Raw genomic sequence first — 18,598 nt, 5'->3', positions numbered from 1 at the left:
ATCAAATGCACTAGATTACTGGTTCATCATCAACAATTTCGACTGTTCTCGGAGTAGGGCCTTGTTCAGGCTCAGTAACCACTACTGGACTAATATGATGTTTCAGTTTGAGTTTAAGCTCGTCTGTAATGGGTAATTCTTGAATTTCTTTGAGAAGAAATCTCACAGATTCGGTTTTGCTACGTTCTGTATAAATGAACTTGAGAACGGTTTCAATCCCAAATGCTCCTATATATTCCCCTAGAATGCCTACCAGACCAAGCAGTCCTAAACCTCCTAACAAGCCTAAAGGCCCGCCCAGTGATGAAAGCATAGCGACAACGGCGGCGACACTGCCCCCTGATGCAGACGTTGCAATCACGAAAAGTATACCAGGAAGGCCCAAACCAGCAATTTTTTTGACGAGTTCATCCATTGTACTTACCTACAATCCTTATAAGGTGGAAACATGAATAAGAAAGGGATTTTTAATTTCTTTGTTGAAGAAATTAAAAATCTTACTTATTGCATCTATCATTAGCGATTATAAAATGTATGCTAGTTACAGGTGCAAGATATAAGAAATCTGATTTAGTCTAATAAAAGACTACACAGTTCATCGATTTGTTGACCTTTTTCAGAAATCAGTCGATGGGCTATAGTTTGTAGCTGACGAGTATTTTGTAGTTTAGTATTGTCTATCTCTTCTAGTTCCCCATCTAAAAGTGTTTGAAAGCGATAATAAAAACTTTTAGCTTCTTTCTCACTAGGTTCAAACAACCGTTCTAATTCTCCAGATACCACTTCACTACCACCGTCAAACACAATATTTAAAAGTGGTCTTCCCCATTGCAATAGCCCCCAATTTTTGACTTCTTTATAAGGGTAGACACTGGTCAGCGAACCTGTACCTAAAGAAACTACTAAAATATCTTCTGTATTAAGGACTTTTTTTGCTTTTCGTTTACTACTAATTTGTGCTTCTAAAATAGCTAAATGAGCTGGATTATTAGCGAATACCCCACCATCAATTAAAGTATAGACACTGCCACTATTGTAAGGATTTACAAGCCGATGGGGAGCAAAATAAGTCGGAGTGGCAGTAGTGCCCAATGCTGCATCTAGAAGCGTAAAACCACTACATAACTTGTGAAAATTTTTAGGTTCTATCTCTTGTTTTTCTAGTTTGTTTGTAAAAAATACTGGAATTCGTTTCTCAATATCGTAACTAGTTACAAAAACTTCTTTGAGATTATTTTCTAATTGGGCATTGCCAAAATATTGGCTGAGAATTTCTTCTCTGCTTTTAGAAGAATATTTTGGCTGGAGAAATATATCCTCTATTGGGCCAATTAGTCTTTCAAATAATGGCTCATAAAATATTTCTACCCCATACTCAAGAAATAGTTGTACCATATCCTCAGCAGTATATTGGGCTAATGGCAAATCAGATACATCAGAACTTAATCGAGGTTTAGTTAGTCCCAGTGCCAAAATTCCGCCGCTTGAAGTGCCAGCAATTAAATCAAACAAACTAAATATAGGCTTTTGTGTCCGCCTTTCAATTTCTGCTAGGATAAATGCAGGAATAATACCCCGAATACCGCCTCCATCAATGGAAAGTATTTTGTATTTGGGCTGGGCTTGTGTATTCATAGTTTCTGGCGGTTCCTCCTGAGTTAGCGTTTGTGCTTGTTGGATATTGACGGGTTCTTCGGTTTGGTCTTTTTCAGTTTCCTCCTCATCTGACTGGAGACTTACCAAGGTTGGGACAATTTCGGATTCTTCACTGTTTATTTGTATCTGTTGAATTTCCTTTGGTTCGTCTTCGTCGTTGCTTACTAACGGTATCGTTGCTGCTAATAAATTTGTGGTTATTGTTGAGATATTTTCTTCGGGAATAACTGGTGTCTCAATTTGGATCTCTTCTTGGATATCCTCTTGATTGGATGATTCCTCTACAAATGGAACCGGATTGGATGATTGTGTTGCAAATGGAATTTGTGCTAACTCCCAACTAGGATTACCACGAAAATTTCCTTGATAGGACTTTCCAGTTTGATTGTTGACTGTTGTTCCTTGCCCGTCATTTAATTCCCAGTAAGCTACTAATCCTTCTTCATCCCCAACTATTAGCCCACAACGATGGGTTTGGATTTGTACTTGAGTACATGGATAATTCCAAACGCTAATGTTTGCTAATTGCCCTTTGAAATAAACTTGTTTGTGTAAAGTTGCACCGAGAGTTATAGAACTTGTTGCTTTGTTTAAAGATGAACCTCTAAGAGAATCGTTATATTCGTTTTCATCAAGATATACTGTTATTTGACCACTATTAAAAACAATAGCAAAAAAGTGCCATTCACCTATAGTTAATTCTCCATTCCCGAAGGTTTTGATACCTTTGCTCACAGTTTCATCAATGTATATATCTAAGCTTCCTGTTTCACTAATACCAAATTCAAAATTATCGCTGTACCGTTCTGAGGAACGAGCAAAAAATACATTACGCGTGCCGTAACTAGTGGCTTTATTTGTTAGTTCGTGTGGATTTATCCAGCCGGAAACTGTAAAGGCTGAACTCCCTTGAGCGAAAACGTTGCCAATGTCTTTTCTGCCAAAATCTATATAATCATCTACCCCATCAAATGTCAAAACTATTTGTGTATCTGCTAAGTTTGTCACAATGATTTAATCTCCAAATATAAATAGTTTTAATTAAAAACTTAGGTATTACATATTAATAAGTTTATGATAGATTTACTATCTCTACTGTTAAAAAGTTTTTTAAAAGAGTGCCTTGATGGTCAAGAATAAAAAAAATGAACAATGCTCAATAACCTAATTTTTATTTAGTTAGTAATACTTCTGCGATCGCCTGCGAAATAGCATAATGTGGCGAATATATTTCCAGCCAAAAAAATTCCCCCACTGGATTAACTTCGAGGAATACGTGCCGACCATCGGGAGTGACAATAATATCAATTGCTCCATAGTTTAAGCCAAAATAAGCCATCAGTTTAAGCAGCTTTTTCTCAATATCTTCTGGCAAGTCGTATGGTTGCCAATTCTTAACTAGAGCTTTTCCCTCTTTGCGCCAGTCATAAGTAGATCCTGACAAGCTTTGGGAATCTACGGCGGCAGTAAATACATCGTGTCCAACAATAGTTGTTCGCAACTCCAGCGCCTTCGGTACGTTTTCTTGAAATGTCATCGGACAAAAACGCAGCCCTTCCATATTCTCTAAATCGTCAGCTGTCACTGGAGTGGTAAACACAACGTTTTCTCGCCCCTGCTCATCATAGATGGCAAAGGAGGAAAGCATCTTGGTGACTATACCTTGCTGACACTCAAAAGCAAATTCCTTAACGGCTTCGGGATTGTTTGAAGTCAGGGTACGTGGAGTTAGAAGACCGATTTGTCGTGCAACTTGCAACTGTAGTTGTTTATTATTAGCCCGATCCACATTGGACATTTTATCAAGGTGGAATCCTTGAAGGCTGGCAATCATACCTCTGACAGTGGCGCGACATTCATTAATGGACGCATCTTTGTATTGTTTGTCCATTGAGTTGGGAATTTTCTGCCCGTAACGCATCCGCCGATACCAAACTGAGGACACTTCACTCAAATCGAGCTTCTGTTCGCCATCAGTAATAATTACCCGTTCTGTATCGCCAAAATAAATATCTAGCTTGACTTCGGTGGGATATCTATCTGTATCAAACCGAAATGCTTTTTCTCCTCTAGCCTCAATTTCTTTGATAACTAGAGGAATGCTTTCGTTGTCTTGGCTAAAAGTAACTATTAATACTGTCATAATTAAGTTGTGTCTAACACACCTTACAGTAACTACTAGGAAATAAGAGCATCTGCGATCGCACTCGAAATTGGCAAGTCTAAATCTTTCTCTAACATTCCCCATTCTCCCACAGGGTTGACTTCCAAAAAGACATATTCGCCCGATGGTGTGACGATAAAATCTAAAGCTCCAAATAACAGCCCAAATCTCCCCATAAAGGCTTTGAGACGACGCACTATTTCATCAGGAAGCTGGTGCTGTTGCCATGCGCCAACTTCAACACCAGGTTTACGCCAATCAACTTTGGCTGCTGCATATACATCCGCATTTAGCGCTCCCACAAAGACATTGCCATTCACATACACCACTCGCAATTCTTGCTGCTTAGGAATTTGCTCTTGAAAAACCATTGGACAATAGCGCAGTGACTCGGCATCTTGTAAGTCCTCTTCTTTGACAATGCTGGTGTAAAGAAAGAACGAGGAGTTAGCTTCCATACTGCGCGAAAGAGCAGTTAATAACTTGCTCACCATTTTGCCGTTGACTTGATGGAAAAACTCTCGTGCTGACTCAGCTTTGTTGGTGACAAGAGTCTGAGGAATAACAAAACCTACCTCAGACGCAATTCGCAGTTGCCGCAGCTTATTATTTGCATAGTTTATCCTTTCTAGATCGTCTACCCAACAAGCCTTTTTAAGACTGTCCCAAAAACCCTCCAAAGTTGCTTGTGATTCTCTGATGCAGGCTTCTTTAAACTGTGGAGCTAGTTCTGAACTTAGTTCCGGTTCCCAAATGCGCCGCATCCATACAGCCCGCACCTGCTCTGTGCTGATAGAGTGGTTGCCATACTCTAAGGTGTGATAACTTTTGGACTTGTCAAAGTGTGCTACTAATTGCACTTGTTGAGGAAACTTATCGGTGTCAAAACGAATCGGTTTTACCCCTTTTTTTGACAAGGCTTGTGCCACTCTATCTATTGTAAAAAAATCACCACTGTGGGTGATTAATAAAACAACGTCACGCGACAGGTGCATAAAAATTTCTGGCTTCGTTTTTAGCAGCTAGATGTTAGGGACTATCTAAATAAGTTATTATCTAAGTACCTAAGTTCTCAAAGAAGTAGGCAATCTAAAAACTAAAGGCGATCGCAATTATATTATCAATACTGCAATACGGAAGCGATCGCGCTCCCCTGCTTACACAGCAATGGAATATTTTTTAGTTGTCAATCCCTTAAATGTCTTCCAAATCAGAAGGAAACTTGAAAGTGAAAGGAGGAGGAGGAGGGGGAGTAGTATCTGGTTTTTCGTTGGATGCAGATTGCTCTTGCAAGAAGCGTGCGAAGAATGGCACTACTTGGATCTCTGGTGCTTTGACTGCATTTGTAGACATTGCTATTTTTCCTTTGGAAAATTTGTCAGGACTAAAGCTGCGTGTCGTAAATTTTTAGTTGAGGATGTCAGTAGTCAATAGTTCAAAGAAGGTTGATTTTTGACTATTGACTGTGGACTATTGACAGTCTTCACCTTAATTTAGTCTGCCAGTAGCGTAAGTCCTATTTATTTTAGTCATCCCAGATATACCAATAATTAAGTATGCATACAAGGAAATTTAAGATACTTAAGAAATTTATGATTATAAGCTGTTACGCATTTAAGTTGCATAGTTACTCATGTACCCCTCTGGGGAAGCAAGCTACGCGCAGCGTCTCCTTCAGGAGAGGGTTGTCTAAAATTAAGGCTGAGTTTGAACTCTTGAACGTCACTTGCTTCAAGCCGGCGGCAGTCGCTATGCTCCTCTTGACCCTTGACAATTGGTGAGAAATTAAGACAATCTTACTTTTGTCAATTAGAAATTATGCTGAAAATATGGGAAAAGCGGAGATATGAAATTAACTCTTGTACTGAACTGATGGCTCAAGAATGAATGATGCCTATCAAGATGACGCGTAGGCGTAGCCCGCCGTAGGTATCGCTTGCTCAAAAATTCTGTTGCCAGCCCCGATTTTTTGCACCTTTTTAAGTACTATTGCTTATTGACAAATGTTATCCGACCTTAAATTCTCACAAATGACCCTTGACAACCTTTCATTAGAAAATGTGCAATTTATAAGTGCATCAGTTTAATTATTAGTTCTTAACTTTCTTAACTTTCTTATTTTTTTATTTTTCTTAACTACTTACTCATCGTGTCTCAACTGCCCACTTAATTGTTTTACAGTTAGTAATTATCCCTTATTGACTTCCTTATCTTTCTTAACTGCCATTGCATTTTATTAATAAAACTGAGATGATCTATTGAATAGCTAGCAAAAAACCATCGACTTATCCTCAGTATAAATTTAGTATAAATATTGTGATACATAATATAAGGTATAAACTATTACTATTCTTATTATTCACGGTTTAAATTTGTAGAACCTCTATTTACATGGCTTTTTACGAAAGGTAGGTAAGGTAAAAATTCAAAGCGGTGATTAAAAAGCAATAAGGAAAACAAATTAAATATGTAGTTTTAAATAAGCATAACTTTAATTGATGAACAGTGGAGTTGAAAAAGGATATAAAAGCTAATGCAGTTAGATAACCATAATCAACTTTTAGCAACTTCAAGTAATAAAAGTTTTACATATAGAGAAATAGAAGTTGTTATTAAGTCAAGTTTGACTGTAGATGATTGTATAGCGATCAAGAGACAAACCCAAAAGCTAAAGCAGGAATTAGTTGCATATATAGTTCCATCAGGCTTATTTGTACCAGAACAATTGTTGTCTCACCTGCTAACAATTCTGCCTATTGAATTGATACCCACAGTATTTATACCAGTTTCTACCATTCCTCTAACAGATGCAGGGCAGATAGATGAAGTTATACTAGCCAATTTAGAAGTGATTGACTCTGACTTAATGCGTCGCATAGAAAAGCAATTAGAGTCATTGTCAGAAATTGAGCGTGTTGCGGTGGTTGTTGAACCCTTGGTTAAAAGTATTCCTCCTATTCACTTGGAGGATTTGATAGGCGAGATGCAAGCAATCGTCTCTGAAAATAGCCAGCAAAAGGTACAAACAACAATACTTAGTGAAAAGGTAGAAAAGAAAAATTCTTCGTCAAAAAAGTTAGCCATTAGTCATGGTACAAGTCTACAATACTCCAAAGACGCTCCTAAAACTTTAGTGGAACTATTAAAACGAGCCACTCAAAATTCAACAAAAGGTATTATCTACGTTCGACCTGATGGCAGCGAGAAAATTCAGTTTTATCACCAATTATGGCAAGATGCTCAAAGAATTTTCGCGGGATTGAGAAAGCTAGGACTCAAAGCTCAAGATAAAGTAATTTTTCAACTAGAAGATAATCAAGATTTCATCTGTGCTTTTTGGGGTTGCGTGCTAGGGGGCTTTGTCCCAGTGCCAGTATCTATCGCCCCTACCTACGATACAGTCAACAGTACTGCAAGCAAACTCCTAAATACTTGGCAAATGCTAGGGAAACCTCTGGTACTGACGAGTGCTTCTTTGGCTGCCAACATTGATAGTTTTTCCAGGCGGTTAAATTTAGAAAACTTTCAAATTGTAACTATTGAGAAGTTGCGTAAGTGTAAACCGGATTTAAACCTACATCAAAGTCAGCCAGAGGATTTGGTAATTTTGCTTTTGACTTCTGGAAGCACTGGTATACCCAAGTGTGTGATGCTCAATCATCACAACATATTGAGTATGGCAACTGGCTTAATTTTAATGAGTCATTTCTCCAGCCAGGAAAGCGTTTTAAACTGGATGCCTTTGGATCATGTCGGTGCATTGGTATCTCTGAGTATCATGGCTGTTAGTTTAGGTTGCCAACAAATCCATGTGCCTACTGACTTGATTGTGCAGAATCCGCTCAAGTGGCTAGATTTAATTGATAAACATCAAGCAACGATTAGTTGGTCTCCTAACTTTGCATTTTCTCTCATCTGCGATCGCGCTTCTACTCTCAATCGTCACAATTGGGATTTATCCTCAATGAAGTTTATCATCAACGCTGGGGAGCCGATTGTCACCAAAACAGCCAGGAATTTCTTAAAACTGCTGAGTAGTCACGGTTTACCAACCAACGCGATTCACCCAGCCTTTGGAATGTGCGAAACCTCCTCTGGCATCACTTACTCTGATAGTTTTTCTCTAGAATCTTCATCAGATGATACTTCATTTGTAGAGTTAGGTTCGCCAATTGCTGGTGCTTCACTGCGGATTGTTGATGAAAATGAGCAAGTAGTTCCAGAAAATATGATTGGTCGTTTACAAGTAAAAGGCGCATCTGTTACTTCTGGTTACTATCAGAATTCACAGGCAAACCAAGAAGTTTTTACCTCTGATGGCTGGTTTAATACCGGGGATTTAGGATTTCTCCATCAAGGGTGTTTAACTATTACTGGACGGCAAAAAGATGTCATTATCATCAATGGACTCAACTACTACTGTCACGAAATCGAAGCCGCCGTTGAAGAACTTGAAGGTGTAGAAGTTTCTTACACAGCCGCCTGTGCAGTCAGACAACCAGGAACAAATACTGATAAACTAGCTATCTTTTTCAATACTTCTGTTGCTGATGATGCAAGTTTATTAGCTCTGCTCAAAGAAATTCGCACTGCTGTTGTTAACAAGATGGGAGTAAACCCAGATTATCTCATTCCAGTAGATAAAGAAATTATTCCTAAAACTGCTATTGGTAAAATTCAGCGATCGCAACTTAGCCAGCGCTTCAAAACAGGTGATTTTCAAACAATTATTAAACGCATTGATATATTACTGGGTAATGCTAATACCATTCCTGACTGGTTCTACCGTCAAGTATGGCAGCCCAAAAATCCCATTACTTTTAATTCTTCTTTAACTATTATTAACTCCACTCTAGTATTTCTAGATTCTTTTGGTTTGGGGGCATATTTATGTCAAATATTGTCAGAACATAACCTGCCATACATCACTGTTTCACCAGGAGAAGATTTCCAAAAAATTAATCGTACACACTACACAATTACACTAGGACAAGCCAAGGACTACCAACTTTTAATCGAATCTCTAGCAGCAGATAATATTATCATTGGTCACATACTTCACCTATGGACTTATAACCAGTATTTTGGCGAAATTAAAAACATAGAAGCTCTCAAACAAGCACAAGAACATAGTATCTATAGTTTATTATTCCTGGTTCAAGCTTTAGCAAAAGTTCAAAGTACTGATGATTCAGTTCAATTACTATTTATTTCTTCTCATATCCAGTCTATTTCTTCAGAGGAACCAATAGCTTATGAAAAATCAGCAGTATTAGGGCTACTGAAAACGATTCCTCAAGAATTACCTTGGTTGAACTGTCGCCACATTGATTTGTCTTTTGCTGAAGTTGAAAGAAATGGAGCTTATATATTACAAGAGATACAGGTTTCGTCAAAAGAACGAGAGGTAGCTTATAGAAATGGGCAGCGTTTAGTTCCTCGTCTAGAAAAAGTGGATTTGACCAGCGAACCTAAATCTGCTGTTTCCTTCAAGCAAGGAGGAACTTATTTAATCACCGGAGGACTCGGTGGTATAGGTATTAAAATTGCGCGTTATTTGCTGAAACATTACCAAGCTCGGTTACTATTGGTCGGCAGAACTCCTTTACCAGATAAAAGTACTTGGAATGCTTATCTAGAGAAAACAGACACTATTGCACAACGTCTGAAAGTTTATCAGGAACTAAAACAGCTTGGGGGAGAAGTAATTTACGAAGCTGTTGATATTTGTGACTTAAAACAGTTGCAAATAATAGTTAAAAAAGCTCAATCCCGATGGGGTAAAAATCTGGATGGCGTAATTCATTTAGCTGGAACTTCCCACGAGCGGCTTGTACTGGAAGAGACTCAGGAAAGCTTAACATCTATATTGCGTCCTAAGATGTTGGCTGCTTGGGTGCTGCATCAATTGCTTAAAGACTATACAGATAGCATTTTTATTAACTTTTCTTCTGTAAACAGTTTTTTTGGAGGCACGGCTGTCGGAGCTTATGCAGCTGCCAATAGTTTTCTCGATCGCTTTTCTGATTACCAAAATTACCACAGTGGATTAGCAAGTTATTGTTTGGCTTGGAGTATGTGGGATGAGACAGGTATGAGCCAGGGATATCAGATGAAGAATCTGATTCGCGCCAAAGGTTTTTATGTGATGTCTGCTTCTCAAGCAATATCTTCAATGCTTGCCAGCTTGCAACATCAGCAAACAAATATATTGATAGGTTTAGATGGCAGCAACCAAAACATTCAACGTTGGCAGTCTCAAGCCTTTAATTTACAGAAGTTAACTGCTTATTTCACTTCCACTAGTAACGAGGTTGTACAGTTACCAGACTTGCGAATGCAAGATTGTTTTGGAACTTCTTGCACTTGCAACTTAGTACAACTGCCCAAAATGCCTTGTCTCGAAAACGGCGAAATCGATCGCGCCAACCTAATTAGGAAAATTAGCACTCAGGAAATTAAGGAGCGAATAGAACCACGCAACGAGATAGAGTTCAAAATTGCTCAATGTTGGCAGCAAGTACTGAAAGTAGCACCTTTAAGCATTCACGACAACTTTTTTGAGTTGGGGGGGAATTCCCTGCTAGCTGGTCAAGTGATTTCTCGGTTACGCGAAGATTTCTCTCTAGATTTGTCTCTACAACGTTTATTTAAAGCACCCACGATCGCCAGTTTAGCCCAAAGTATTGAGGCGATTCGAGGAGTAACTCAGGATAAAAGTGGATCTATTGAGGCGATCGCCGAAGAATATGAGGAAGTAAGGATATGAATATAGAAAAGTTTTTAGCTCACCTGCAAACTCAGAGTGTAACAATCTGGATTGACGGAGATCAACTTGGCTGTCGCGCTCCCAAAGGAGTCATGACAGCAGCCATCCAGCAGGAACTTAAAGAGCGGAAAACAGAAATCCTTGCTTTTCTCAAAGAAGCTCAAACAGCTACACAATCTACCTCTTTCCCCCTAATACCAGTTGAGCGGGATAGGGATTTGCCTCTATCTTTTGCTCAACAAAGGATGTGGTTTCTTTATCAACTAGATAAGAAAAGCCCGTTTTATAATGAAAATCTACAAGTTCGGATTGTCGGAAAGCTCTCTGTGACAGCGTTAGAACAGAGTATCAACGAAATTATCCGCCGTCATGAAGCTTTACGAACTACCTTTGCAGTGAGAGAGGGCATACCTTTTCAGGCGATATCACCCAGCTGTGCGATCGCCTTACCCGTAGTAAACTTGCAAGGTTTCCCAGAAGCCTCAGTGCAACAAATAGTTACTTCATTGGTTCGCAAACCCTTTGACTTAGCGATCGCTCCTTTGTTACGAGCCACTCTACTGCGCCAAGAAGCAGAATCTCACTTGTTGATTTTGACCATACACCACATCATTACTGATGGCTGGTCAATGGGGATATTCTTCAAAGAGTTAGAAATCCTTTATCAAGCTTTTACTCAAGGTGAACCAAATCCCTTACCAGAGTTAACAATACAATACGCTGATTTTGCCCTTTGGCAACGCCAGTGGTTAACTCAAGAAGTTCAACAAAAGCAACTTGATTACTGGAAACAACAGCTAACTGGTGCGCCGCCTTTATTGGAGTTGCCAACAAATTATCCGCGTCCACCAGTGCAGACTTTCTCTGGTGCTACCAAAAAATTTCAACTAACAGAGCATTTAACCTCTCAACTAGTAAGCCTCAGCCAAAAGTCAGGTGTCACCTTGTTTATGACCCTGCTGGCAGCTTTTGCAGTTTTACTCCATCGTTATAGCGGTGTAAATGATGTTTGTATCGGTTCGCCTTTTGCTAACCGCAATCGTCAAGAAGTCGAACCACTAATTGGCTGTTTTGTCAACACTTTGGTGTTGCGTACTCAGATTGAAGATAATCCTAGTTTCTCTCAATTCCTCCAACAAGTCCGCTCTGTTGTTTGGGATGCTCACGCACACCAAGACATACCATTTGAGCAAGTGGTAGAAGCACTACAGCCGGAACGTTCTCTTGGCTACAACCCCCTGTTTCAAGTGGTGTTTGTTCTAGAAAATTTCTCACTCGATACTTTAGAGTTACCTGATATTAGTCTGACTCCAGAGATGGTAGAGCGGGGTACGTCTCAGTTCGATTTGAGCCTCTCGATTTGGCAGACACAAAAGCGCAAAGTTGAGCCAGTGCGTTCCTGTCGCTCTGCGTCGGAAAGCAACTGGCGTGGAGCGGAGGCTTCCTCCGCTCCAAACTTTGTAAGAGAGGGATTAATTGGGTCGTGGGAATATAACAGCGATCTGTTTGAGGCGGATACAATTGCTAGGATGACTCTTCATTTTCAGACTTTGTTAGAAACAATAGTCAGAGATCCCAATCAGAGAGTTAGAGAATTACCTTTGCTAACTGAGTCAGAACGGCATCAGTTACTAGTGGAATGGAATGGTACTCAAACAAACTATCCCCAAGATAAATGTATCCATCAGTTGTTTGAGGAGCAGGTAGAGCGCAACCCTGATGCTGTGGCGGTGGTATTTGAAGATGTACAGACAAGGGCATTCGCGTCTCTAACATATCAACAATTGAACGCCCAAGCTAACCAATTGGCACATTACTTGCTCTCATTAGGTGTAAAAGCCGATGCGCTGGTGGGTATTTGTGTGGAACGCTCAGTAGAAATGATTGTGGGCATACTGGGCATTCTCAAGGCGGGTGGAGCTTATGTGCCACTTGACCCTGAGTATCCAACTGAGCGATTAAGCTTCATGCTCGAAGACACTCAGCTATCAGTGATATTGACTCAAGAAAAATTAGTTGAGAAGTTGGGCGATCGCTTCCGGCGCGGCTTCGGCGATCGCAAAGCTTGTGTAATTTGCTTAGACTCAGACTGCGATATCATCAGCCAACAAACACAAGAGAACCCGACTACCAGCAGCAAAGCTGATAACTTAGCTTATGTAATGTACACATCTGGCTCTACAGGTCAACCCAAAGGTGTGAGCATTGTCCATCAAAGTGTAGTTCGATTAGTCAAACAAACCAATTATGTCAGCATTTCTGTTCAAGATGTAATTGCACAAGCCTCAAATCATGCCTTCGACGCTGCAACTTTTGAAATTTGGGGAGCATTACTGAATGGAGCGCGGTTGGTGGGGGTCAGCAAAGAATTGGCACTTTCGCCCAAAGATTTCGCCGCCTTTATTAGAGCGCAAAGTATCAGCGTCTTATTCTTGACAACTGCCCTGTTCAATCAAATTGCTCAGGAAGTACCCTCTGCTTTCAATTCACTACGACATCTTCTATTTGGAGGCGAAGCTGTCGATCCTAAATGGGTGAAAGAAGTACTCAACAATGGTGCGCCGCAGCGACTACTGCACGTTTATGGGCCAACAGAGAATACCACATTTACTTCCTGGTACTTGGTGGAGGAAGTCAGCCAAGATGCGACCACTATTCCTATCGGACAACCAATTGCCAACACACAAATCTACTTATTAGATTCCCAACTACAACCCGTACCCATTGGTGTACCTGGAGAATTGCACATCGGTGGTGCTGGATTAGCACGAGGCTATTTCCATCGACCTGAAACTACTGCCGAAAAATTTATTGAAATTGAATTATGCGATAAAGTTGAACGCCTTTACAAAACAGGGGATTTAGTTCGTTATTTACCAGATGGCAATATCGAATACCTGGGACGCATTGACAATCAGGTGAAGATTCGTGGTTTTCGTATCGAGTTAGGAGAAATAGAAGCAATACTGAGCCAACATGGAAATGTGCAAACCTGTTGTGTAATTGTCCACGAAGATGCAACTGGTGATAAACGCTTATTCGCCTACGTAGTACCGCAAACAGATGTAATATCCATCAAGGACGAACTGCATCAGTTTCTTGCTGATAAACTGCCTCACTACATGATGCCATCGGCTTTTGTAATCTTGGAGTCCTTACCACTAACTACCAACGGCAAAGTAGACCGCCGTGCCTTGCCAATACCGGATTTATCCAGTGAAATAGCAGACAAATATGTAGCTCCACGCACTCCAATTGAGGAAATACTGGCACAAATTTGGGCGCAAGTCCTCAAAGTAGAGCAAGTTGGCATTTATGATAATTTCTTTAAACTAGGGGGACACTCGCTGTTAGCTACCCAAGTAATTTCTCGCTTACCAGAAGCTTTTGGGACTTCGTTACCGTTGCGTTCTTTATTTGAATCACCAACAGTTGCTCAGTTAAGTGAAGTCATTTCTAATGAACTACAAACTAATTCGGGTTTGACAGTACCGCCGATTGTGCCTGTTTCCACAAGACTTGACATACCTCTATCTTGGGCGCAGGAACGCCTATGGTTTCTGCATCAATTAGAAGGTGAAAGTGGAGCTTACACGATAAATTTCCCCTTGCATTTGGTGGGTAATCTCAATATTAAAGCCTTAGAAAAGGCAATTGAGGAGATGGTGCAGCGACATGAAGTTCTGCGTACTCGCTTTGAGATTAAGAATGAGAAGTTAGTACAAGTAATCGACCTCAACATAACCATCAAGTTACCAATAGTGGATCTACAAAATGTGGCAGATCCTTGGCAACAAGTGGAGCAACTAGCGATTAAAGAAGCCTACAAACCATTTGATTTGGCTAATGATCCTGTGATGCGAGTCAAGATATGGCAAGTTGCTCAACAGGAGTATGTATTACTGATAGCCATTCACCATATTGCTGCTGATGGTTGGTCATTAGGCATTGTAAACCGCGAACTGTCTGCCCATTATCGAGCTATTGTCACAGGTAGTTCAGTTGTCTTACCATTACCTGTACAGTATGCTGACTTTACCTTATGGCAACGCCAATGGCTGACAAATGAGGTACTAGAGCGTCAGTTAAGCTACTGGAAGCAACAGTTAGCAGGAGCGCCACCTTTGTTGGAATTGCCTACAGACCGCCTCCGCCCAGCCATTCAGACTTTCCGAGGAGCAACAGAGCAGTTTCAACTAGATAGCAAGCTAACTTCTGCGCTGAGAAAACTGAGCCAAGAGTCAGGAAGCACTTTGTTTATGACACTGCTGGCGGGTTTTGTGGTGTTAATGTCTCGCTACACCGGACAAACGGATCTTTTAGTTGGCTCTCCAATTGCCAATCGCAACCGCAAAGAAATCGAAGGATTAATTGGATTTTTTGTCAATATCTTAGCGTTGAGGTTCGATTTATTAAAAGAACCGACCTTAAAAGACTTATTGACACAGGTACGACAGGTGACGCAAAACGCCTACGACCATCAAGATTTGCCCTTCGAGATGTTAGTCGAAAAGTTGCAATTGGAGCGAAACCTAGCTCACAACCCATTGGTACAGGTGATTTTTGCTCTCCAGAATGCTCCTACCTCCCCTTGGGATTTGCCTGGTTTAAAGGTGGAAGAAATGCCTTGGAAGCTTGATGCAGTGCGGTTTGACCTGGAAGTACACTTCTGGGAAACCTCAGAAGGTCTTGAGGGCTTTTGCTGTTACAGCACCGATTTATTTGATGGGACAACGATCGCCCGCATGATGCAGCATTTCCAGAATTTGCTCGTGGCGATCGCCCTAAATCCACAACAGCCAGTAGCGTTACTACCCTGGCTTACACAGCAGGGGCATCATCAATTATTGGTAGAGTGGAACGATACAGGAGTAAATTATCCCCAAGATAAATGTATTCATCAATGGTTTGAGGAGCAGGTAGCGCGTACTCCCGATGCAGTGGCGGTAGTGTATGAAAATCAACAACTTACATACCGGGAATTAAACTATCGTGCTAACCAGGTGGCGCATTACTTACGTTCTTTGGGCGTGGGAGCAGATGTACTAGTTGGGTTGTGTGTAGAACGCTCTTTAGAGATGGTATTAGGAATACTTGGCATTCTCAAAGCGGGTGGTGCTTATGTACCTCTTGACCCAGAGTATCCCCAAGAACGTTTGAGCTTTATGTTAGAAGATGCTCAAGTGGAAGTGGTGTTAACTCAAAAGCAATTAGTAGAATCTCTCCCTCAACATCAAGCGCGTGTAGTCTGCTTAGACACCGATTGGGAAAAAATTGCTCAAAACAACCTCTCAAACCTGGAAAAAACCGCAACCTCTGATAATCTAGCTTATGTCATTTACACTTCAGGTTCTACAGGTAAGCCCAAAGGCGTTTTAGTCAATCACTGTAATGTAGTACGTCTATTTACAGCCACAGACTCTTGGTATAACTTCAATGCTCAAGATGTCTGGACACTATTTCATTCTTATGCTTTTGACTTCTCTGTATGGGAAATTTGGGGTGCTTTGCTGTATGGTGGACGACTGGTAGTAGTGCCTTATTTAGTGACGCGATCGCCTGAATCCTTCTATAAATTATTGTGTCAAGAAAAAGTCACAATTCTCAATCAAACACCTTCTGCCTTCCGCCAGTTAATTCAAGCAGAACAGTCAATGGCCAATATTGGCGACTTAAACTTGCGCTTAGTCATTTTCGGTGGGGAAGCCTTAGAACTATCAAGTTTACAGCCTTGGTTTGAGCGTCACGGCGACAACTCGCCCCAATTAGTGAATATGTACGGAATTACAGAAACCACCGTACACGTCACTTATCGTCTATTGAGCAAAGCCGATTTGGATGGTACTGCTAGTGTGATTGGTCGTCCGATACCTGATTTACAGGTGTATGTGCTAGATGAACATCAACAACCAGTACCGATTGGCGTTCCAGGTGAGATGTACGTTGGTGGTGCTGGGGTGGCGCGTGGTTATCTTAATCGTCCCGAATTAACACAACAAAGGTTTATCTCTCATCCTTTTAGCAAGAATCCGCAAGCACGACTATACAAAACAGGGGATAAGGCGCGTTACTTGCCCAATGGTGAGTTAGAGTACTTAGGGCGCATCGACAATCAAGTTAAGGTGCGGGGTTTCCGTATCGAGTTAGGCGAAATTGAAGTAGTTTTAAGTCAACACCCCTTGGTACAGGAGAGTGTCGTCGTCATCAGAGAAGATACCCCTGGTGATAAACGCACTTCGGCTCCGCTCAGTACAAGTCTTGTGGCTTACTTAGTGCCTGCTGTTCATCACAAAACCGTACCCCAGCAGGTTGCCCAATGGCAGAGCGAGTACGTGAGCGACTGGCAAATGCTCTATGAACAAGCCTATAGCCAAAACCAAGCATCCACAGATGACTTGACGTTCAATATTACTGGTTGGAACAGTAGTTATACTAGGCAACCTATCCCAGATTGGGAAATGCAGGAGTGGGTGGAGAATACAACGAGCCGCATTCTGGCTGGTTTTCCGCAACGGGTACTAGAAATTGGTTGTGGAACGGGGTTACTGCTATCTCGCATTGCCAAGCACTGCCAACAGTATTGGGGATGTGATTATTCTATCGCTGCAATCAAGCACGTTGAGCAGATATGCTCCACAGTTGATGGTCTAGCTCATGTCCGACTGCTGCACCAGATGGCAGATAACTTTGAAGGTATCCCCAAAGCAGAATTCGACACTGTTATTTTGAATTCTGTAGTGCAGTATTTCCCCAATGTGGAGTATTTGTTGCAGGTGATAGAGGGAGCAATGGCAGCAATTGGCACTCAGGGTAGGCTATTCATGGGCGATATCCGCAGCTTGCCATTACTTGAGCCATACCATGCAGCTGTGCAGTTGTTCCAAGCTGCTGAAGATAGAACGATTGAGCAATGGCAGCGAATGGTAAATCAGAGTGTGGCTACTGAAGAAGAATTAGTCATCGATCCCGGTTTCTTCATTGCCCTTCAGACACGCTTTCCTCAGATTACTTGGGTGGAGATTCAGCCCAAAGGCGGTAACACTCAAAATGAGTTAACCCAATTCCGCTATGATGTTACCCTGCATGTGGGTATTGATGTCCAAAAAACAGTAGTTTCTTGGTTAAATTGGCAACTGGACAAGCTTTCGTTGACACAAATTCAAAATCGGTTGCAACAGGAACAGCCCCAAGTGTTTGCAATCAGGCGCGTACCGAATCAGAGGGTGCAGCAAGCACTACAAATTTGGCAATGGTTGGAACATCCCCCGGCAGTAGAAACACTCAGCCAATTGCAGCAGTTCTTAGCACAACAACCAACAGTAGGGGTCAATCCAGAGCAGTTTTACCAGTTGGGGCAGCAACTTGGTTACACTGTTCATTTAAGTTGGTGGGAGAGTAGCCAGGATGGTTGTTATGATCTGGTGTTCCGTCGTCAGAATTCAACGCAGACATCTGACGCACAAGGGGCTATTGCTTTTTGGGATAGTTCAAAAGTCACTACCAAACCCTGGACTGACTATACTAACAATCCTCTACGGGGCAAGTTAGTTCAGAAACTAGTACCACAGGTGCGTGAATATATCCAACAAAAGTTACCCGATTACATGATGCCGCAGGCTTTTGTCGTCCTCGATGCCCTGCCGTTAACCCTCAATGGCAAAGTAGATCGCCGCGCCCTGCCTTCACCTGATACAGCCACAAGAAATCTTTCTACCGGCTTTGTTTTACCTCGCACCCCAATTGAAGCTCAACTGGCTCGAATCTGGAGTCAAGTTCTGGGAGTGGAACGTATTGGTGTTAATGACAACTTCTTTGAACTTGGTGGTCATTCCCTACTAGCTACCCAAGTCTTGTCAGAAATTAACTCAGCTTTTGGACTCGATTTATCTATACAGATGATGTTTGAGTCTCCCACAGTAGCGGGGATAGCAGCCTACATAGAAACAGTAAATTTGGTAACACAAAATTTATCAGTTAAAGAAATTGGTAGTGAGGTAGTGGAGTTTTGA

At 41.3% G+C, this 18,598-nt stretch carries 7 protein-coding genes; 2 read left to right on the top strand and 5 right to left on the bottom strand.

The genetic code is table 11. The features are described 5' to 3' along the window. Nucleotides 1-10: 10 nt before the first annotated feature. The 5 genes from RMY63_RS10875 to RMY63_RS10855 form a co-directional block, all read right to left on the bottom strand. Nucleotides 11-415, bottom strand: a complete 405-nt coding sequence (locus RMY63_RS10875; protein ID WP_322728708.1) for a hypothetical protein — start codon at nucleotides 413-415, stop codon at nucleotides 11-13. 155 nt (nucleotides 416-570) lie between these two features. Then, the gene (locus tag RMY63_RS10870) at nucleotides 571-2,664 is read right to left on the bottom strand and encodes a patatin-like phospholipase family protein (RefSeq protein WP_322728707.1); all 2,094 of its coding nucleotides are present in this window, start codon (nucleotides 2,662-2,664) and stop codon (nucleotides 571-573) included. Nucleotides 2,665-2,827: 163 nt separating this feature from the next. Beyond that, nucleotides 2,828-3,799 (bottom strand): MvdD family ATP-grasp ribosomal peptide maturase, encoded by a 972-nt coding sequence (locus RMY63_RS10865; protein WP_322728706.1) that lies wholly within the window; start codon nucleotides 3,797-3,799, stop codon nucleotides 2,828-2,830. A 35-nt stretch (nucleotides 3,800-3,834) separates the two neighbouring features. Beyond that, nucleotides 3,835-4,815, bottom strand: coding sequence for an MvdC family ATP-grasp ribosomal peptide maturase (locus RMY63_RS10860; RefSeq protein WP_322728705.1), 981 nt, complete (start codon nucleotides 4,813-4,815; stop codon nucleotides 3,835-3,837). Between the two features lie 199 nt (nucleotides 4,816-5,014). Continuing rightward, complete coding sequence (locus RMY63_RS10855) at nucleotides 5,015-5,173, bottom strand: microviridin/marinostatin family tricyclic proteinase inhibitor (RefSeq protein WP_322728704.1); 159 nt, start codon at nucleotides 5,171-5,173, stop codon at nucleotides 5,015-5,017. Nucleotides 5,174-6,353: 1,180 nt separating this feature from the next. Between RMY63_RS10855 and RMY63_RS10850 the strand changes: the two genes are divergently transcribed. Both RMY63_RS10850 and RMY63_RS10845 read left to right on the top strand, forming a co-directional pair. After that, the gene (locus RMY63_RS10850) at nucleotides 6,354-10,589 is read left to right on the top strand and encodes an SDR family NAD(P)-dependent oxidoreductase (protein WP_322728703.1); all 4,236 of its coding nucleotides are present in this window, start codon (nucleotides 6,354-6,356) and stop codon (nucleotides 10,587-10,589) included. Continuing rightward, a complete protein-coding gene (locus RMY63_RS10845) occupies nucleotides 10,586-18,598 on the top strand; it encodes a non-ribosomal peptide synthetase (RefSeq protein WP_322728702.1) in 8,013 nt (2,670 codons plus the stop codon). Before RMY63_RS10850 ends, RMY63_RS10845 begins: the two co-directional genes overlap by 4 nt.

Source organism: Nostoc sp. ChiQUE01b, assembly GCF_034531255.1.
In the GTDB taxonomy this organism is placed as follows: domain Bacteria; phylum Cyanobacteriota; class Cyanobacteriia; order Cyanobacteriales; family Nostocaceae; genus Nostoc.
The sequence above is the reverse complement of the archived record's forward strand: the minus strand, read 5'-3'. Positions and strand labels throughout refer to the sequence as shown.